At 59.3% G+C, this 14,877-nt stretch carries 15 protein-coding genes; 13 read left to right on the forward strand and 2 right to left on the reverse strand.

Going from position 1 to position 14,877, the window contains the following annotated elements; translation table 11 throughout:
- Nucleotides 1-64 precede the first annotated feature (64 nt).
- Nucleotides 65-958 carry a nucleotidyltransferase and HEPN domain-containing protein gene (locus IB279_RS20470; protein ID WP_090300434.1) on the forward strand — a complete coding sequence of 298 codons (894 nt, stop codon included), beginning with the start codon at nt 65-67 and terminating at the stop codon, nt 956-958.
- Between the two features lie 218 nt (nt 959-1,176).
- On the opposite strand, the gene IB279_RS20475 is transcribed toward IB279_RS20470, so the two are convergent.
- Together IB279_RS20475 and IB279_RS20480 are read right to left on the reverse strand one after the other, a co-directional pair.
- Nucleotides 1,177-1,458, reverse strand: a complete 282-nt coding sequence (locus IB279_RS20475; RefSeq protein ID WP_063979503.1) for a hypothetical protein — start codon at nt 1,456-1,458, stop codon at nt 1,177-1,179.
- Between the two features lie 116 nt (nt 1,459-1,574).
- Entirely contained in the window at nt 1,575-2,729 is a 1,155-nt protein-coding gene (locus tag IB279_RS20480) for an amidohydrolase (protein ID WP_089045890.1), read from the reverse strand.
- 513 nt (nt 2,730-3,242) lie between these two features.
- Between IB279_RS20480 and IB279_RS20485 the strand changes: the two genes are divergently transcribed.
- From IB279_RS20485 to IB279_RS20540, 12 genes are all read left to right on the forward strand, one after another.
- Nucleotides 3,243-4,268, forward strand: a complete 1,026-nt coding sequence (locus IB279_RS20485) for a BMP family protein (protein WP_034800184.1) — start codon at nt 3,243-3,245, stop codon at nt 4,266-4,268.
- 18 nt (nt 4,269-4,286) lie between these two features.
- On the forward strand, nt 4,287-5,927 hold the full coding sequence (locus IB279_RS20490; protein WP_210338676.1) for an ABC transporter ATP-binding protein: 1,641 nt from the start codon (nt 4,287-4,289) through the stop codon (nt 5,925-5,927).
- Nucleotides 5,917-6,966 carry an ABC transporter permease gene (locus tag IB279_RS20495; protein WP_090300443.1) on the forward strand — a complete coding sequence of 350 codons (1,050 nt, stop codon included), beginning with the start codon at nt 5,917-5,919 and terminating at the stop codon, nt 6,964-6,966. Before IB279_RS20490 ends, IB279_RS20495 begins: the two co-directional genes overlap by 11 nt.
- 1 nt (nt 6,967) lies before the next feature.
- A complete protein-coding gene (locus IB279_RS20500) occupies nt 6,968-7,909 on the forward strand; it encodes an ABC transporter permease (RefSeq protein WP_034800188.1) in 942 nt (313 codons plus the stop codon).
- Nucleotides 7,906-9,198: an amidohydrolase family protein gene (locus IB279_RS20505; protein ID WP_112984687.1), complete on the forward strand. Its 1,293-nt coding sequence runs from the start codon at nt 7,906-7,908 to the stop codon at nt 9,196-9,198. Before IB279_RS20500 ends, IB279_RS20505 begins: the two co-directional genes overlap by 4 nt.
- 380 nt (nt 9,199-9,578) lie before the next feature.
- Nucleotides 9,579-9,845: an AbrB/MazE/SpoVT family DNA-binding domain-containing protein gene (locus tag IB279_RS20510; RefSeq protein ID WP_034800189.1), complete on the forward strand. Its 267-nt coding sequence runs from the start codon at nt 9,579-9,581 to the stop codon at nt 9,843-9,845.
- The gene (locus IB279_RS20515) at nt 9,842-10,279 is read left to right on the forward strand and encodes a type II toxin-antitoxin system VapC family toxin (RefSeq protein WP_034800191.1); all 438 of its coding nucleotides are present in this window, start codon (nt 9,842-9,844) and stop codon (nt 10,277-10,279) included. The genes IB279_RS20510 and IB279_RS20515 overlap by 4 nt, the downstream gene beginning before the upstream one ends.
- A gap of 276 nt (nt 10,280-10,555) precedes the next feature.
- Complete coding sequence (locus IB279_RS20520) at nt 10,556-10,804, forward strand: hypothetical protein (RefSeq protein WP_060643745.1); 249 nt, start codon at nt 10,556-10,558, stop codon at nt 10,802-10,804.
- Nucleotides 10,805-11,020: 216 nt separating this feature from the next.
- The gene (locus tag IB279_RS20525; RefSeq protein ID WP_192339708.1) at nt 11,021-12,061 is read left to right on the forward strand and encodes an ABC transporter substrate-binding protein; all 1,041 of its coding nucleotides are present in this window, start codon (nt 11,021-11,023) and stop codon (nt 12,059-12,061) included.
- Between the two features lie 80 nt (nt 12,062-12,141).
- A complete protein-coding gene (locus IB279_RS20530; protein ID WP_246802053.1) occupies nt 12,142-12,951 on the forward strand; it encodes an ABC transporter permease in 810 nt (269 codons plus the stop codon).
- A 15-nt stretch (nt 12,952-12,966) separates the two neighbouring features.
- The gene (locus IB279_RS20535) at nt 12,967-13,770 is read left to right on the forward strand and encodes an ABC transporter permease (protein ID WP_113136167.1); all 804 of its coding nucleotides are present in this window, start codon (nt 12,967-12,969) and stop codon (nt 13,768-13,770) included.
- Nucleotides 13,767-14,855 carry an ABC transporter ATP-binding protein gene (locus IB279_RS20540; protein WP_192339710.1) on the forward strand — a complete coding sequence of 363 codons (1,089 nt, stop codon included), beginning with the start codon at nt 13,767-13,769 and terminating at the stop codon, nt 14,853-14,855. The genes IB279_RS20535 and IB279_RS20540 overlap by 4 nt, the downstream gene beginning before the upstream one ends.
- The last annotated feature ends 22 nt before the right edge of the window (nt 14,856-14,877 follow it).

Below are 14,877 nucleotides of genomic sequence, written 5' to 3' on the forward strand. Positions count from 1 at the left end.
AATAACACGAAACCCATAAATTGCTGCAGTAGACGGCGAATCGTCTTTATCCTATCGGTTGAGTATGAAAACGAGCCTGGAACATCTTCCCGAGAAGAAGCAGCGCGAGATTGCGCGCGTCGTGGAGATCATTCACGAGGAGTTTGCCGATGCACTCGAGGGGGGCTCGGCCGACTTCAAGAAGCGCGGTCGGATCCTGAAAATCATCCTCTTCGGCTCCTACGCCCGCGGCACCTTTGTTGACGAACCGCATACGATGAAGGGCTATCGCTCCGATTACGATATCCTCGTCATTGTCAATTCGAAGAAGCTCGCAGAACCGCAATACTGGGATAAGGCTACCGACCGTCTGATGTGGGACAAGGGGGTCTCGACGCCGGTTGGGCTGATCGTCCATGGCGCCCGGGAGGTGAACAACTTCCTTGCGGACGGACAATATTTCTTCGTCGATATTCTGCGCGAGGGCATCGTGCTCTACGAACTCGACGACCGGCCGCTGGCCGAGCCGAAACGGCTCTCCCCAGCTGATGCGTTTCGATTTGCCAAGGAGTATTTCGATGACCGGATACCTCACGCGAGGGTCTTCTTAAAGACCGCAACGTTCTGCGTCAGGGAACACGACCTCAAAGAAGCGGCTTTTCTACTGCACCAAGCGATCGAACAATCGTACGCGGCGGTTCTCTTGGTCCTCACCAACTACAGCCCGCCGTCGCACAACCTCAAATTTCTCCGCGGTCTCGCCGAGGATCGCGACCAGCGGCTCGTCGAGGCTTGGCCGCGGGACCAGCATCGCTTTACCGCCTGGTACAACGTTCTCAACGAAGCCTATGTGAAAGCACGTTATTCGAAGCACTTCGAGATCACCGAGGAAGGGCTCGGCTGGCTTCTCGAGCGGACGGAGCATCTCCTCCGCCTCGTCGAGATGATCTGTCAGGAGCGGCTGGCGGAATTGGAATAGGGCTCAGCCCAGCTCCCACATACCTACAGCTCGGCACGGCATGCGTTGAAATGAGATCAGGGCGCGATCAACCTCGGGATCGTGCCGCCCGAAGGCGCCCTCGACCATGCCCGAGACGTCCCTGCCGTCGGCGCCCCATCTTTGTGCAGTGTCTATGTTGCCGCGCTTCAAGGCTTCGCCCAACGAGGTCCTGATAGTCGTCCTGTTTGCAGGATGCATCAATTAGCGATGCGCCTGGTGCACTGGTTCTCTCCTTTGATGCAGGCAATCTCCGCCGTCGAGCATTCGGCAATGCCATTAACGATAACGCAGTGCGAGCATTGATCGGTGAATTCCAGGCAATCCGGATTGGCCTTGATGAAGTCTTGCAGGCTGGCATTCTCGGTCTGCTGCGGCTCAGGAACAGCATCGGCAGCCGGCGTATCCGCCGCCTGAGCGGCGGTCATCCCCGCGATGGCAAGCGCCAGGCAAAGCGCGACACGAATGTTGAACTGCCTCATCCCCTGCTCCTTCTCAGCGTACATCCGGCGCGACGTGAAACGGCTCTCGGCCGAAACTGCGCACTGTGAGAGAGTGCCGTCACGGCGCCCGCCGTGCAAGCGACCGTCCGGCGCCCTCACCCCAGTTCGTTGCGGATCGCCCGCATGAACACCTTGGCGCCGATACCGATCAGGCCATCGGGAAAATCATAATCAGGATTGTGCAGCCGCGCGTGGTTTTCGCCAGCGCCGAGGAAGAACATCGCCGCTGGCGCCACGCGCCCGAAAAGCCCGAAATCCTCCGAACCCTTCATTGGCAGCACGCCCTCGCCGCGGTCACGGCTGACGCCCTCCTCGTCCATGGCCCGTCCAAGCGCCGTCACGGCGCGTTCCGCATTGCTGCACTGGTGGAACACGTCCTCGTAGCCGATCGTGACCTTCAGCCCGGCAGCACCGGCCTCTTTCGCAACCAGCCACTCGGCCCGGGCGACGAGATCGGCCATGCGCTCGTCGGTCAGTGTGCGCAGCGTCGCCCAGATCTCGGCATAGCCGGGGCTGATGCCGAAGGCCGCCTCGCCGAGGCGGGCATGCGTCACCGTGACCAGCGTGTAATCCTCGTTAAGCGGCCCGTTGTTGCCAAGCGCCGTCAGCCCGGAAAGCAAGGCGGCCATCGCAAAGGTCGGCGCAATGCCGTCCTCCGGCGTCGAGGCATGCGCGGTCTTGCCGGAAAGCGAAATCCGCATGCCCCGCGAGGCGCAATTGACCGGCCCTGAGCGCAGCGCCGCACGGCCAAAACTTAATCCCGGGAAGTTGTGCAGCGAGAAGACGAGATCCGGCTTGATCTCTTCAAATTTTGGGTCGGCAAGCACCGCCGCAGCACCGGCGCCGTTTTCCTCCGCCGGCTGGAACATCAGGATCGCCCGCCCCTTCGCTGGCCGTATTTGAGCGAACCCTTTGGCAAGCGCCATCAGGATCGTCATGTGGCCGTCATGGCCGCAGAGATGCCCCTTGCCCTTGATCTCCGAGCGATGGCCGATCTCCGAGATCTCCTCGATCGGCAACCCGTCGAGCTCGGCACGCACCATCACCGTCGGCCCTGGCTCTCGGCCCTCATAGATCGCCGCCACTCCGTGCCCGCCAAGACCTGTGATCACCGCATCCGGTTTCGTCTCGGCCAGAGCCTTGACGATCGTATCCGCCGTCTCCCGCTCCTCGCCCGAGACTTCCGGCCGCCGGTGCAGCTCGCGCCGAAAAACGGTGAGCGCCTCAAGTTCACGGTCGATCAGAAACATTCACGCGCCTCCGCTTCTTTATCAGGATAGAAGCTCCAGTTTCCGGCTCCACTGCTCATGCCTCTGGACAACGCATGATCCTGGTGACCTGGCCCCTTCAAAAGTCTCCCAGCCACGACCTTAGACCATCTTCGCTATTGAAAGAGAAGCGCGAAAGACGTCGTTGGACACAGCTGCAGTGGATCGACTTCAGCCCGATCTCACACTTGCTTTGCCGGTCGCACTGGAACTTGTTCGCCCAGGTCGCAACCAAGAAACCGGTTTCTCGAAACTGCGCCCAAAGTACGCACGGCTCTCGGTCTTCAAGTGAGGCCTCCAACTTGAATGATCGGTTAGCGGCTTCAGACGCGACACGTCTTTGTTCAGACTGCACAGAGCTTGTCGCGCAAGCTGCGTCATATCCGGTTGAATGGCGTACCACACCCCAATTGCTGCAAACTCCAACTTCCCCTACATTGACCAAGTGGTAAAAAAGACGCGCGCCAAACGCGCAATCAATCAGAGGGGAACTTAATGCAAAGCGATTCCTTCAATTTTGCCATTTCCAGAAGAACCCTGATCAAAGCTGCTGGCGCTTCCGCCGTGGTGGCGGCGACGGGTCTGCCGGGCCGTCTGCTCGCTGCGGATCCGATAAAGGTGGCGGCCATCTACACCGTTCCGGTCGAGCAGCAGTGGGTCAGTCGTATCCACAAGGCAGCGAATGCAGCCAAGGAGCGCGGCGACATCGAATATGTCTATTCGGAAAACACCGCGAACAACGATTACGAGCGCGTCATGCGTGAGTATTGCGAGGCGGGTCACAAGTTGATCCTTGGCGAGGTCTTCGGCGTCGAGGATGCGGCCCGCACGGTTGCCAAAGACTACCCGGATGTCGCCTTTCTGATGGGCTCGAGCTTCAAGCCCGACGCCGCTATTCCTAACTTCTCAGTTTTCGACAACTATATCCAGGACGCATCCTATCTGTCCGGCCTTGTCGCCGGCGCAATGACGAAGTCCAAGAACATCGGCATGGTGGGAGGCTATCCGATCCCAGAGGTTAACCGGCTGATGAATGCATTCATGGCCGGCGTGAAGGAAGTGGCCCCGGACACCAAATTCCAGGTCGCCTTCATCGGCTCATGGTTCGATCCGCCAAAGGCCAAAGAGACCGCTTTCGCCCAGATCGATGGGGGTGCGGACTTGCTATATGCCGAACGTTTTGGTGTGTCCGACGCCGCCAAGGAGAAGAAGGTCTTGGCCATCGGCAATGTCATCGATACCCAGGCGGACTATCCGGACACCGTTGTCGCATCCGCACTGTGGCATTTCGAACCGACGCTAGACAAGGCGATCAGCGAAGTGAAGGCCGGCGCGTTCAAGGCTGACGACTATGGCATCTATTCCTTCATGAAAAACGGCGGCTGTTCACTGGCGCCTTTCGGCACCTTTGAGAGCAAGGTTCCGGACGCCATCAAGGTCAAGGTCGCGGAAAAGGAAAAGATGATCAAGGACGGTTCGTTCGCCGTCGAGATCAACGACGCCGAGCCGAAGTCGACCTAGCCTTCCTTCCTCGCGTTCATGGGAGAAGTGGTCGGCTGTGGCGGACCAGGAATTACACTTCGCCAACAGCGACCATTCTCTCCTTGGACGGGAAAGGAAGTCCCCACAACTCCTCTTCCGGTCGCCGACGTGTCTAGCAAAACCGCCCTTCGTCTTTCCCGCATCAGCAAGCGCTTCGGCCCACTCAGGGCTAACGACGCCATTTCGTTTGAACTCAAGCAGGGCGAAGTCATAGCACTTCTCGGGGAGAACGGCGCCGGCAAGACGACTCTGATGAACATTCTGTTCGGCCACTACGTCGCCGACGAAGGAACCGTCGAGGCATTTGGCAAGCCGCTACCGCCGGGAGATCCGCGCGCTGCCATAGATGCCGGCGTAGGCATGGTTCACCAGCACTTCACCCTCGCTGACAACATGACGGTGCAGGAAAACATTGCGCTTGGCACGCAGAGCATTTGGCGCCTGCGGCTCGACCGGGCCGCCGCGCGACGGCGCATCGATCGATTGTCCGCTGATTTCGGCCTCGCCGTCGACCCCACAGCTACCGTCTCCAGCCTTTCAGTCGGCGAGCGCCAGCGCGTCGAGATTCTAAAGGCTCTTTATCGCGAAGCCCGAATCCTAATCATGGACGAGCCGACGGCCGTCTTAACCCCCGCCGAGACTGAGGCACTGTTCCGGACGCTGAACCTGCTCGTCGCCAAAGGCCTGTCGATCATCTTCATCTCTCATAAATTGCACGAAGTGATGGCCGTCAGCGATCGTGTGCTGGTGCTGCGTTCCGGTCAACTTGTCGGCGAGCGAGAAACAGGTTCGACCGATCGCAAAGAACTGGCCGCGCTCATGGTTGGAAAAGAGGTCAAGCCAGCCAACGTCAGTCCGCTGAAGCTCGGAGCACCGCTGCTGGCACTCGAACAGGTCTCCGCAACGGCCTACAACGGGGCGGGCCTCGACAAAGTATCGCTCACCCTTACAGCCGGTGAAATCACCGGAATTGCCGGCGTCGCCGGCAATGGTCAGGCTGTCCTTGCTGCCCTTATAGCCGGCATCCGGCGTCCCACCAGCGGCAGCATTTCCATCGCTGGACGGGACGTCGCCGACTGGTCGCCGCGCGCCGCGCTCGCACATGGCGTGGCCCGCATTCCGGAAGACCGCCACGCTATCGGCAGCATCGGCGACATGAGCGTGACGGAAAATGTCATCGCCGAACGCTACCGAAGCCCTCGGTTCAGCCGCATGGGCTTCCTGAATTGGAAAGCCGCCGGGCGTTTCGCAGAGAAACTCATTGCCGACTACGACGTCAAATGCCCTTCGCCCGAAGCACGCATACGCCTACTCTCAGGCGGCAACATGCAGAAGCTCATTCTCGGCCGGGCCCTTGATGCCGACCCCGCGGTCATCCTGGCAAGTCAGCCGACACGCGGCCTCGATGTCGGCGCCGTCGCCTATGTTCATCGCATGCTGCTCTCAGCGCGAGATCGGGGCGCCGCGATATTGCTCATTTCGGAAGATCTCGAAGAAGTCCTGGCATTGTCCGACCGCATCTTCGTTATGTTCAAGGGGCGCCTTTCCACACCCTCTGCAAGGGGCGAACGCAGCATTCGGGAACTGGGGGAACTGATGGCGGGCCACAGCGGGGAGCGCGGCGATCATGCGGCTTGAACCGAAACCCGCGCTGTCCCTGGCGATCACCTTGCTGTTTCCGCTGGCTGCCATAGGCACCACACTGGTGCTGACGTCGGTACTGGTTCTCGCCGCCGGCGCTTCCCCACTGTCCGTCTTCTATCTTGTGGCGAAGGGGGCGGCCGGCTCACAGTTCGCATTCCTAGAGACCTTGACCCGGGCGACGCCACTGATCTTCACGGGTTTGGCGATCGCCGTCGCCTTTCGGGCAAAGCTCTGGAACATCGGCGCAGAAGCCCAACTCTACATCGGTGGCGTCGTCACCGTGGCGCTGGGAACGGGCGCACTGCCCCTGCCTTCGGTTGTTCTAATCCCGGTAATTATGGTCGCCGTCATGGCCGCAGGCGCGTTGCTTCTGCTCGGCCCAGCCGTGCTGAAGACGCGTTTCGGCGTCGACGAGGTGGTCACAACGTTGCTGCTTAACTTCATCGTCCTGCTGTTCGTGTCGATGCTGCTCGAAGGTGTGCTCAAGGATCCGATGGGGCTCGGCTGGCCGCAATCGCAGAAGGTCATTGCCGAAGCACAACTGCCGCGCCTTATCCAGGGCAAGCGCCTGCACTATGGCTTCATCATCGCCCTTGCTTCGGCCGTCCTCATCTGGCTCGTCATGAAAAAGACGGTTCTCGGTTACGAAATGCGCGCCGTCGGCATCAATCCCGAGGGCGCACGTTTTGTCGGAATTCTGGTCGACCGCACTCTGATGAAGACGGCGTTGCTTTCGGGAGGATTGGCCGCTCTCGCGGGTTTTTCCGAAGTCTCCGGGCTCAAAGGCAACCTGACGCTCGACCTGTCGCCAGGCTACGGCTACGCGGGCATCGTCGTCGCTATGCTGGCCATGCTGAATCCGCTCGGCGTCATCGCCTCTGCCATCTTCGTCGCCGGCATCTTCGTCGGCGCAGATGCCATGAGCCGAGTGGCCAAGGTACCGAGTTACATAGCCGACGTCATGGTCGCCACCTCGTTACTGACGATGGTTGTCGCGATCCTTCTGACGCGATTCCGAATCAGGTGGAGGTGACATGGACGCGCTCGAAATCCTCTTCACCGCTTCTTTCTGGGTTGCCGCAATCCGCATAGCATCTCCGCTGATTTTCGCGACGATGGGCGAGTTGATCTGCGAGCGCGCGGGCGTTCTTAACCTCGGCATCGAGGGGATCATGACGGTAGGCGCTTTCGCCGGCTGGTTTACCGTATATTCCGGCGGCGATCTTTGGGCCGGCTTGCTGGTCGCTGCCCTTTTCGGTGCCATGTTCGGCCTGCTGCATGCGACGCTTACGGTACCACTCGGCCTTTCGCAGCACGTCGTCGGCATCGGTGTTACGCTACTTGCCACAAGCCTTACCTATTTCGTCTATCGCCTTGCGCTGCCCGAAGTGACGTCGCCGCCCAAAATCGAGCCGTTCCAGCCCCTGCCGATCCCGGGCTTATCCAGCATCCCGGTCGTTGGCGAGGCGCTGTTTACCCAGACGCCATTGACCTATCTCGCATTCATCTCGGTTGCAGCCGTTGCCTGGATCCTCTATCGCACGCCCATCGGTCTCGCCGTTCGTGCTGCCGGCGAAAATCCGTCAGCGGTCGAAGCGCAGGGCATTTCGGTCACGGGCATCCGCATGGGCGCCGTTGTCGTCGGTAGCGCGTTAATGGCGGTCGGCGGTGCCTTTCTCACCACCTCGGCTTTCAACTCGTTCTTCTTCCAGATGATCAATGGACGCGGCTGGATTTGCATCGCACTCGTCGTCTTTGGCTCCTGGCGGCCAGGAAAGGCACTGATCGGCGCCGTCCTCTTCGCCGCCTTCGATGCCTATCAGGTTCGTCTGCAGCAAATTTCGGGCGGCATCGTGCCCTATCAGGTTTTCCTGATGATGCCCTATGCGCTGTCGATCCTGGCGCTGATCCTGGTCGCACGTCGTGCTGCATACCCTAAAGCTTTGATGATCCCGTACCAGAAAGGCGAAAGATGAGTTTTGACCTGATCGTAAAAGGTGGCACGCTACCCGATGGCAACGTCGCCGACATCGGCATCAAGGGCGATAGGATCGCCGCGATCGAGCCACGCATCGATGCCGAGGCTGGTCGTGTCGTCGACGCCTCGGGCGACCTCGTCAGTCAGCCCTTTGTCGATCCGCATTTCCATATGGACGCAACGTTGTCCTACGGCCTGCCACGTATCAATGCCTCAGGTACGCTGCTCGAAGGCATCGCGCTGTGGGGCGAACTCAAGCCGCTCCTGACCCACGAGGCCGTCAAGCAGCGGGCGCTAGCTTATTGCGACTGGGCGGTCTCGATGGGTCTCCTCGCCATCCGCACCCATGTCGATACATGCGACGACCGCCTTCTTGCGGTGGAAGCACTGCTAGAGGTCAAGAAGGAGATCGCCGCCTATATCGACCTCCAGCTTGTCGCCTTCCCGCAGGACGGGTTCTATCGCTCCCCGAATGCTCGCGAAAACACCATCCGCGCCCTCGACATGGGCGTCGACATCGTCGGTGGCATTCCGCATTTTGAGCGGACCATGTCCGACGGCACGCGTTCCGTTACCGAACTATGCGAGATCGCGGTAAAGCGCGGCCTGATGGTCGACCTGCATTGTGACGAGACGGACGACCCGTTATCGCGCCATATCGAGCAGCTTGCCTATGAGACCCAGAGGCTCGGCCTGCAAGGCCGGGTAGCTGCCTCGCACCTTACATCGATGCATTCGATGGATAACTACTACGTCTCGAAGCTACTGCCGCTGATTGCGGAAGCCGACATCTCAGTGATCCCCAATCCACTCATAAACATCATGCTTCAGGGGCGCCACGACACCTACCCTAAGCGCCGTGGCCTGACGCGAGTGCCCGAGATGCTGAAGGCCGGCATCCGCACCGGCTGGGGTCAGGATTGCGTGCTCGATCCCTGGTATTCCCTCGGTACAGCCGATATGCTCGACGTCGCCTTCATGGGAATGCACGTCGCCCAGATGTCCTCGCCCACAGACATGCGCACCTGCTTCGACATGGTCACCAAGATCAATGCCGAGATTATGGGCCTCGATCATCTCGGTCTAGCCGTGGGCAAATCTGCAAGCCTCGTCGTACTCCATGCGGGCAACCCCATCGAGGCGGTGCGCCTGCGTGCCGAGCGGCTTTGTGTCGTCGCAAAGGGCAAGGTCGTGGCAGAACGCGAAAAGCGCGATACGACTCTGTCCATTAAGGGCCGTCCCGCGACCATCAACCGCCGTCACATTGTGCCACTGCAAGCGTTTTGATATGCACACGCACCCGCGCACCGAAGCGCTAACATCTTTGACTTCCCCTAAACATTGGAGGCCTGCGCCTCCAGATAGGGCAGATCACGATGCCAACACCACGACGTTCGGCCTGGTTGGCAATGTCGCCGAGCGTGGCTTTGCGCTGCAGCAGTGCTTTCCGAAATCCCTCGATCGCGACCGGAAGACCGATCTGTTCCCGCACCAGAACGCAACAACACTTTGCCACCTTGCCCCGGTCGCATGAGATCGAGTTTGGCTGCTATCACGGCCTCGATCCTGTTTGGAGGAAACCTTCCTTTCACCGAGCAAGTCAAGCTCTCACTTGAAATCTCACTTGTCAGTGTGTATATGCAAATGTATATGCAATGGAGAGTTTTATGCCGCAGATTAGACACAACGAACCTCCTGCGAGGGAAGCTAAGCTCTTCCGGAATAACAAGAGCCAGGCTGTTCGCATCCCGGCTGACTTTGAGCTTCCTGGCGATCGAGTGATGATCCATCGCGACGGGGATCGGCTTATAATAGAGCCGCTGCGTCGCAAGAACCTGCTGGAAGTCTTGGCAGGTCTAGATCCTCTTGGGCCTGAAGATCAGTTCCCGGATATTGACGAGACTTTGTTGCCCGCCAAGGAAATCGACCTGTGAGCAACCTTTTCATGCTGGACACAAATATCGTGTCCGAGTTGGCTCGGAACCCGAGAGGGCAGGTCGCTGAACGTATTGCGGCGGTCGGGTCGGAGGCAATCTGCGTCAGCATCATAACGGCGGCAGAATTGCGTTATGGATGCGCCAAGAAGGGTTCCCCGAAGCTGCTGGCCCAAATCGAAGCCCTTCTAGAAAGCATTCTGGTGCTCGCGCTCGACGTGCCCGCCGATGCCAAGTACGGCAACATCCGCACTGAGTTGGAAGCTGCAGGCAAACCAATCGGCCCAAATGACCTATTGATCGCTGCTCATGCCTGTGCCGCAGGAGCAGTCCTCGTCACAGCCAATGCCCGTGAGTTCACGCGCATTCCCAACCTTCGGGTTGAAAACTGGCTGGACGCGACCTCAAAGCAACTTAGGGGTGCCTCCAACTGAGAGATGATCAAGTTAGGCAAGGCTCCAGCATCCGCAATGCCGGTGCCGCTTAACAGCTTGCACAGGAGCCAGATCATCTCGGGCGTCAGCCCGAAAACTTCAAAGAAGCTCGACCAAAGATTTCAGCGCAGAGTTTTGGACTTCTCCCAGGGCGGGAAGTAAGCTAAGATTCAACCTGTTCGATATGAGCGGCACCGTGTGCTTCCGGACGACGCGATCTTCGCTGTGAGACCGTCCGGCCACATTTCCTCGCCGGACTCTCACAGGAGAGTCGCCATGTCGAAGCCTTTGAAGAATGTACTGGAACCGTCAAACGAGGCGGGTGCGCAAAATGACGTCGCGGTGGCGGCGGCTGTGGAACTTGCGATGGAGTTTTACGGCTGCGACGCCGTGACCGCTGCGGCCAAGCGCGCATTCGAGGCCAGGGATCTCAATCGCGAAAGCCATTACCGGTTCTGGCTTCATATCTTCAAATCCCTGAAAGCCAATCCACGCCTAATCAACGAAATCTGCCAGCCGGGGTGACAGAGCGGCTGCCTGTGGCAGCGCGTATAAACCCAAGCGCGGATTCATAGAGCTTGAGGCCCTCAAGACCGAATCCGCTTCACGCCGTCCGCCAGCTCAGCGAATGCAACACGATTGATATGATTTCCGTATCAATACCGGGAAATCAATATTGGAGATCGCAAGACTGGCTGGCGCAATGTCACCGTACCGACAACACCAACAAAGGGGATCGTCATGAGGTACACTGCGCTGTGCGCGCCCGCGATCGTATCAATGGTTTTGGCTGCGAACGGCCACGCCGAAACGCTCATCGTCAACAGCTATGGCGGGCCGTACGAAACCATCATTCGGGAGCGGATCATTGAGCCTTTCGAGGCCAGGTTCGGGATAAAGGTAATCTACGACGCCGTCGGTTCCGCCTCCCAGGATTACGCCAAGATCAAGGCCACCAATGGCCGCCCTGGCTTCGACGTCGTCGTAATGACCGCTTCCCAATCGCTCGAAGGATGCAAGGAGGGCCTGCTTGAGGAATTTTCACCAGAGGAGGTTCCTAATCTTGAGCGTCTGTCGTCGGTGATTGCCGGCGTTGCTGGCCCCTGCGGCGCGGTTCACGAAGTACAGTATCTCTCGCTTCTTTATCGGACGGACAAGCTGGCAGAGCGTCCAAATTCCTGGAACGCGCTCTTGGATGATGGCCTCAAGGGCAAAATCATTCTGCCGACATTCCAAAACGTGATGGGCGCCTACCTGATGGAGATCTTCTCGGTCGCCCATGGTGGAGATCTGCTCGAGAACGTCGATCCCGGCTTTGCCGCCATGGCCAAGCTCGCCGGACAGTCGATCGGCTTTGAGCAGTCATCCTCAGTCATGGAAACGTACCTCAAAGGGGGCGACGTCTGGGCGATGCCATTCTGGAACGGGCGCGCGCAGCTGCTCGTCGATAGCGGTTTGCCGGTCGACTATGTTCTGCCGAAGGAAGGCTCTATCCCCTTGGTCGCAACCCTGAACGTCCCGAAGCACGCGGCGAACCGAGACGCAGCTCTCAAGTTCGTGAACTTCTTTCTCGAAAAGACCAGCCAGGAGGCATGGGTCACCGGCTACAAGGTCGGCAGCGGCAGAATCGACATCGAGGTGCCCGCCGATATCCGCGCCAAGCAGATCACCACCGAAGCCGATCTCAAGGCCCTTCTGTTGCCCGATCTCGCGGCGGTCGCAACACGGCTCTCCGCCTGGGGCGAACGATGGGAACGTGATGTCGTCGCGGCGGCCAAGTGAGGTAGATGATGGCCGTCATTGTTTGCTCCACTCCGACAAAGCCCCCGCCCGCCGGAGCCCCTGCCAAGGGACTTCTGCCGATGGTCGCGCCGTCGCTCGTCCTGGTGCTCTTCTTCGCGATACCGATGGGCATGATGATCGGGATCAGCTTTCAAAGTCAAACGGAGGGCGGCCCGACACTTGCGAGCTACAGCCGCTTCTTCAGCAACGACCTTGTCCTTGCTGGCCTGGCCCGCACCGTCGTGATGTCCAGCCTCGTTGCGCTCTGCGTGACCGTCTTAGCCTATCCCCTCGCCTACTATCTGGCTCGCGCCACGTCGCGCTGGCGAACGGTCATCTTCGCGCTTGCCATTGCGCCCGAATTGGCGGGGGTCGTGCTTCGCACCTATGGCTGGCTCATCATTCTTGAAGATCGCGGGTTTATCAATTCCGCGCTGATGTGGACCGGATTGATCACGGAACCCTTGCCTTTGTCGAAAAACCTTCTCGGCGTCGTGGTTGGGCTTACTCACGTCATCCTGCCATTTGGCGTGCTGTCGCTTCTGACGAGCCTCCAGGGTATCAACCCCAGTCTGGAAAAATCTGCGCAAATTCTTGGCGCGTCACGTCTTGCTGTAATCCGGCACATCATCCTGCCGCTCTCCGTGCCAGGAATCGTAAGCTCCTTCTTGATTGGCTTCACCATGGCCGCAAGCGCCTATGCGACCCCGGCCCTCCTTGGCGGCGCTGGTTTCAAAGTCATGGCCACAATGGTCTACGAGCAGGTGCTGTTCTATCTCGATTGGCCCTTCGCGGCGGTCATGGCGAACGTTCTTCTCATCCTGATGCTGGCCGCCGGCTTCGTCGGATCCAAGCTGGAGTCGCGCCTCCACCAAAAACTTCACCTTTAATTTCGGGAGGCTCCGATGAACCGACTGCTCACATATCTGTTCAGGATGGCGCTTGTCGCCATCCTTGCCTTTATCACTCTTCCGCTGGTGGTCGTCGTTGCGGCCTCTTTCAGTCCAACTTCGGCTGTGACGTTCATCCCAAGCGAATGGACCTTTCAATGGTACGCGGCACTATGGACTAGCCGCTGGCTCGATCCGTTTCTACTCAGCGTCGAACTTGCCGTCATCGTATCGCTCGCTAGCGGACTGCTCGGCGTCCTTGGAGCTTACAGCGTCGCCTACGCAAAATGTCCGGGGCATACCGCCATCATGGCGTTCCTCTTGTCACCCATGTCGGTCCCGCAAATCGTCAAGGGCGTGGCCGTCGTCCTGTTCCTGTCCTCGGTTGGACTTTACGACCTGCTAGGGACACCCGGCCTTGTCATGGCTCACATCATTCTGACGTTGCCCTACGTCGTGCGCATGGCGGCCACGGCGATGTTTGGTTTCGACAAGCGGCTGGACCGCGCGGCACGCGTATTGGGCGCTAGCGTCACGCAGAGGATCCGATACGTGCTGTTACCGCTGATCCGCTCCGGCCTCTTCTCGGGGATGACCTTCGCCTTCATCATTTCCTTCAACAACATCCCGCTCTCCGTCTTCCTGGTCAGACCCGGTCAGACGACACTTCCGATTACCGTCATCAATCATCTCGAATACAGCCTGGATCCGGTGCTTGCGGCCGTGAATGTCACATCACTCCTCTTCATCCTTGGCGTAATCATCCTTTTCGAAAAGATCGGCGGCTTCTCCGCCCAATTCCACGGGGGTAGCAAATGACCACCATCGATATTGAACTCCTTTCCGTCAGCAAGCAGTTCGGTGCAAACCGCATCGTCGACGATATCAGCCTTGCCATCCCTAAGGGAAAATTCGTCAGCATTCTTGGTCCGTCCGGATGTGGTAAGACGACGACCCTCAATATGATCGCCGGATTTGAAGCGCCCTCGAGCGGACAAATCCGAATTCGCGGCCGCGATCAGCAAGGCGTCCCGCCGGAAGCCCGGAAAATCGGACTGGTCTTCCAGAACTACGCACTCTTCCCGCATATGACGGTCGCCCAGAATGTCGGCTTTGGCCTAAGGATGCAGGGCCGGCCCCGCGAGCAAACCGCCGACGGTGTCTCACGAGCCTTGAAGAGTGTCCATCTTGAGGGCTTTGAGGATCGCTATCCGAAGGAACTTTCAGGGGGGCAACAGCAACGGGTCGCGGTCGCCCGGGCGATTGCGCCCTCGCCGTCGGTGCTGCTTCTCGATGAGCCGCTCTCAAACCTTGACCTTAAACTCCGGGAAGCGATGCGCGTCGAGCTGAAAGAGATCCAGGAAGATCTCGGCATGACCTTCATCTATGTCACACACGACCAGGAAGAGGCGATGGCCATGTCCGATCGGATCATAGTCATGCATGGCGGAGTGGTCGCGCAGGAAGGAGCGCCCGCGGATATCTACGGCCGCCCGAGAACCTCCTTCGTGGCAGATTTCATAGGCAAGTCCAATATCCTCCCGGCATCCGCAGAGACCGGGGCCGATCGGAAGCTGAAGGTTTCCCTCGGCGCGGGAAAGGCGGTGCTCACCGCCGAGCCGGCAGAGGACGTTGATCCTGACGATGTGCGCTTCTGCTGTATCAGACCGGAGGCCGTTAGGCTCGCAGATGCGGCAGGGGCCCTCGACGAACCGGCAAACCGCCTGACGGGAACCGTCCAAAAGGTCGTCAATCTGGGCGCCTATCTCGAGGCCTGGATGCTCGTCGATGGCGGGATCACCTTGAAGTCCATGATCCGCTCGACCCGTCTCGAGAAGCTCTCGGCCGGCTGCCGCGTAGACCTCGCCATCGCCCATTCCGCTGTCCAACTGCTGGAGCAATAGTGACATTCATTGTATTCCAATA

Source organism: Ensifer sp. ENS06 (genome assembly GCF_014852205.1).
GTDB lineage: Bacteria > Pseudomonadota > Alphaproteobacteria > Rhizobiales > Rhizobiaceae > Ensifer > Ensifer adhaerens.

What these genes read in the sequence shown, in the direction of transcription:
- IB279_RS20525 (WP_192339708.1), top strand. Translation starts at nt 11,021, where the DNA reads ATGAGGTACACTGCGCTGTGCGCGCCCGCGATCGTATCAATGGTTTTG.
- IB279_RS20540 (WP_192339710.1), top strand. Translation starts at nt 13,767, where the DNA reads ATGACCACCATCGATATTGAACTCCTTTCCGTCAGCAAGCAGTTCGGT.
- IB279_RS20530 (WP_246802053.1), top strand. Translation starts at nt 12,142, where the DNA reads ATGGTCGCGCCGTCGCTCGTCCTGGTGCTCTTCTTCGCGATACCGATG.
- IB279_RS20480 (WP_089045890.1), bottom strand. Translation starts at nt 2,729, where the DNA reads ATGTTTCTGATCGACCGTGAACTTGAGGCGCTCACCGTTTTTCGGCGC.
- IB279_RS20510 (WP_034800189.1), top strand. Translation starts at nt 9,579, where the DNA reads ATGCCGCAGATTAGACACAACGAACCTCCTGCGAGGGAAGCTAAGCTC.
- IB279_RS20520 (WP_060643745.1), top strand. Translation starts at nt 10,556, where the DNA reads ATGTCGAAGCCTTTGAAGAATGTACTGGAACCGTCAAACGAGGCGGGT.
- IB279_RS20470 (WP_090300434.1), top strand. Translation starts at nt 65, where the DNA reads ATGAAAACGAGCCTGGAACATCTTCCCGAGAAGAAGCAGCGCGAGATT.
- IB279_RS20485 (WP_034800184.1), top strand. Translation starts at nt 3,243, where the DNA reads ATGCAAAGCGATTCCTTCAATTTTGCCATTTCCAGAAGAACCCTGATC.
- IB279_RS20500 (WP_034800188.1), top strand. Translation starts at nt 6,968, where the DNA reads ATGGACGCGCTCGAAATCCTCTTCACCGCTTCTTTCTGGGTTGCCGCA.
- IB279_RS20535 (WP_113136167.1), top strand. Translation starts at nt 12,967, where the DNA reads ATGAACCGACTGCTCACATATCTGTTCAGGATGGCGCTTGTCGCCATC.
- IB279_RS20475 (WP_063979503.1), bottom strand. Translation starts at nt 1,458, where the DNA reads ATGAGGCAGTTCAACATTCGTGTCGCGCTTTGCCTGGCGCTTGCCATC.
- IB279_RS20495 (WP_090300443.1), top strand. Translation starts at nt 5,917, where the DNA reads ATGCGGCTTGAACCGAAACCCGCGCTGTCCCTGGCGATCACCTTGCTG.
- IB279_RS20490 (WP_210338676.1), top strand. Translation starts at nt 4,287, where the DNA reads ATGGGAGAAGTGGTCGGCTGTGGCGGACCAGGAATTACACTTCGCCAA.
- IB279_RS20505 (WP_112984687.1), top strand. Translation starts at nt 7,906, where the DNA reads ATGAGTTTTGACCTGATCGTAAAAGGTGGCACGCTACCCGATGGCAAC.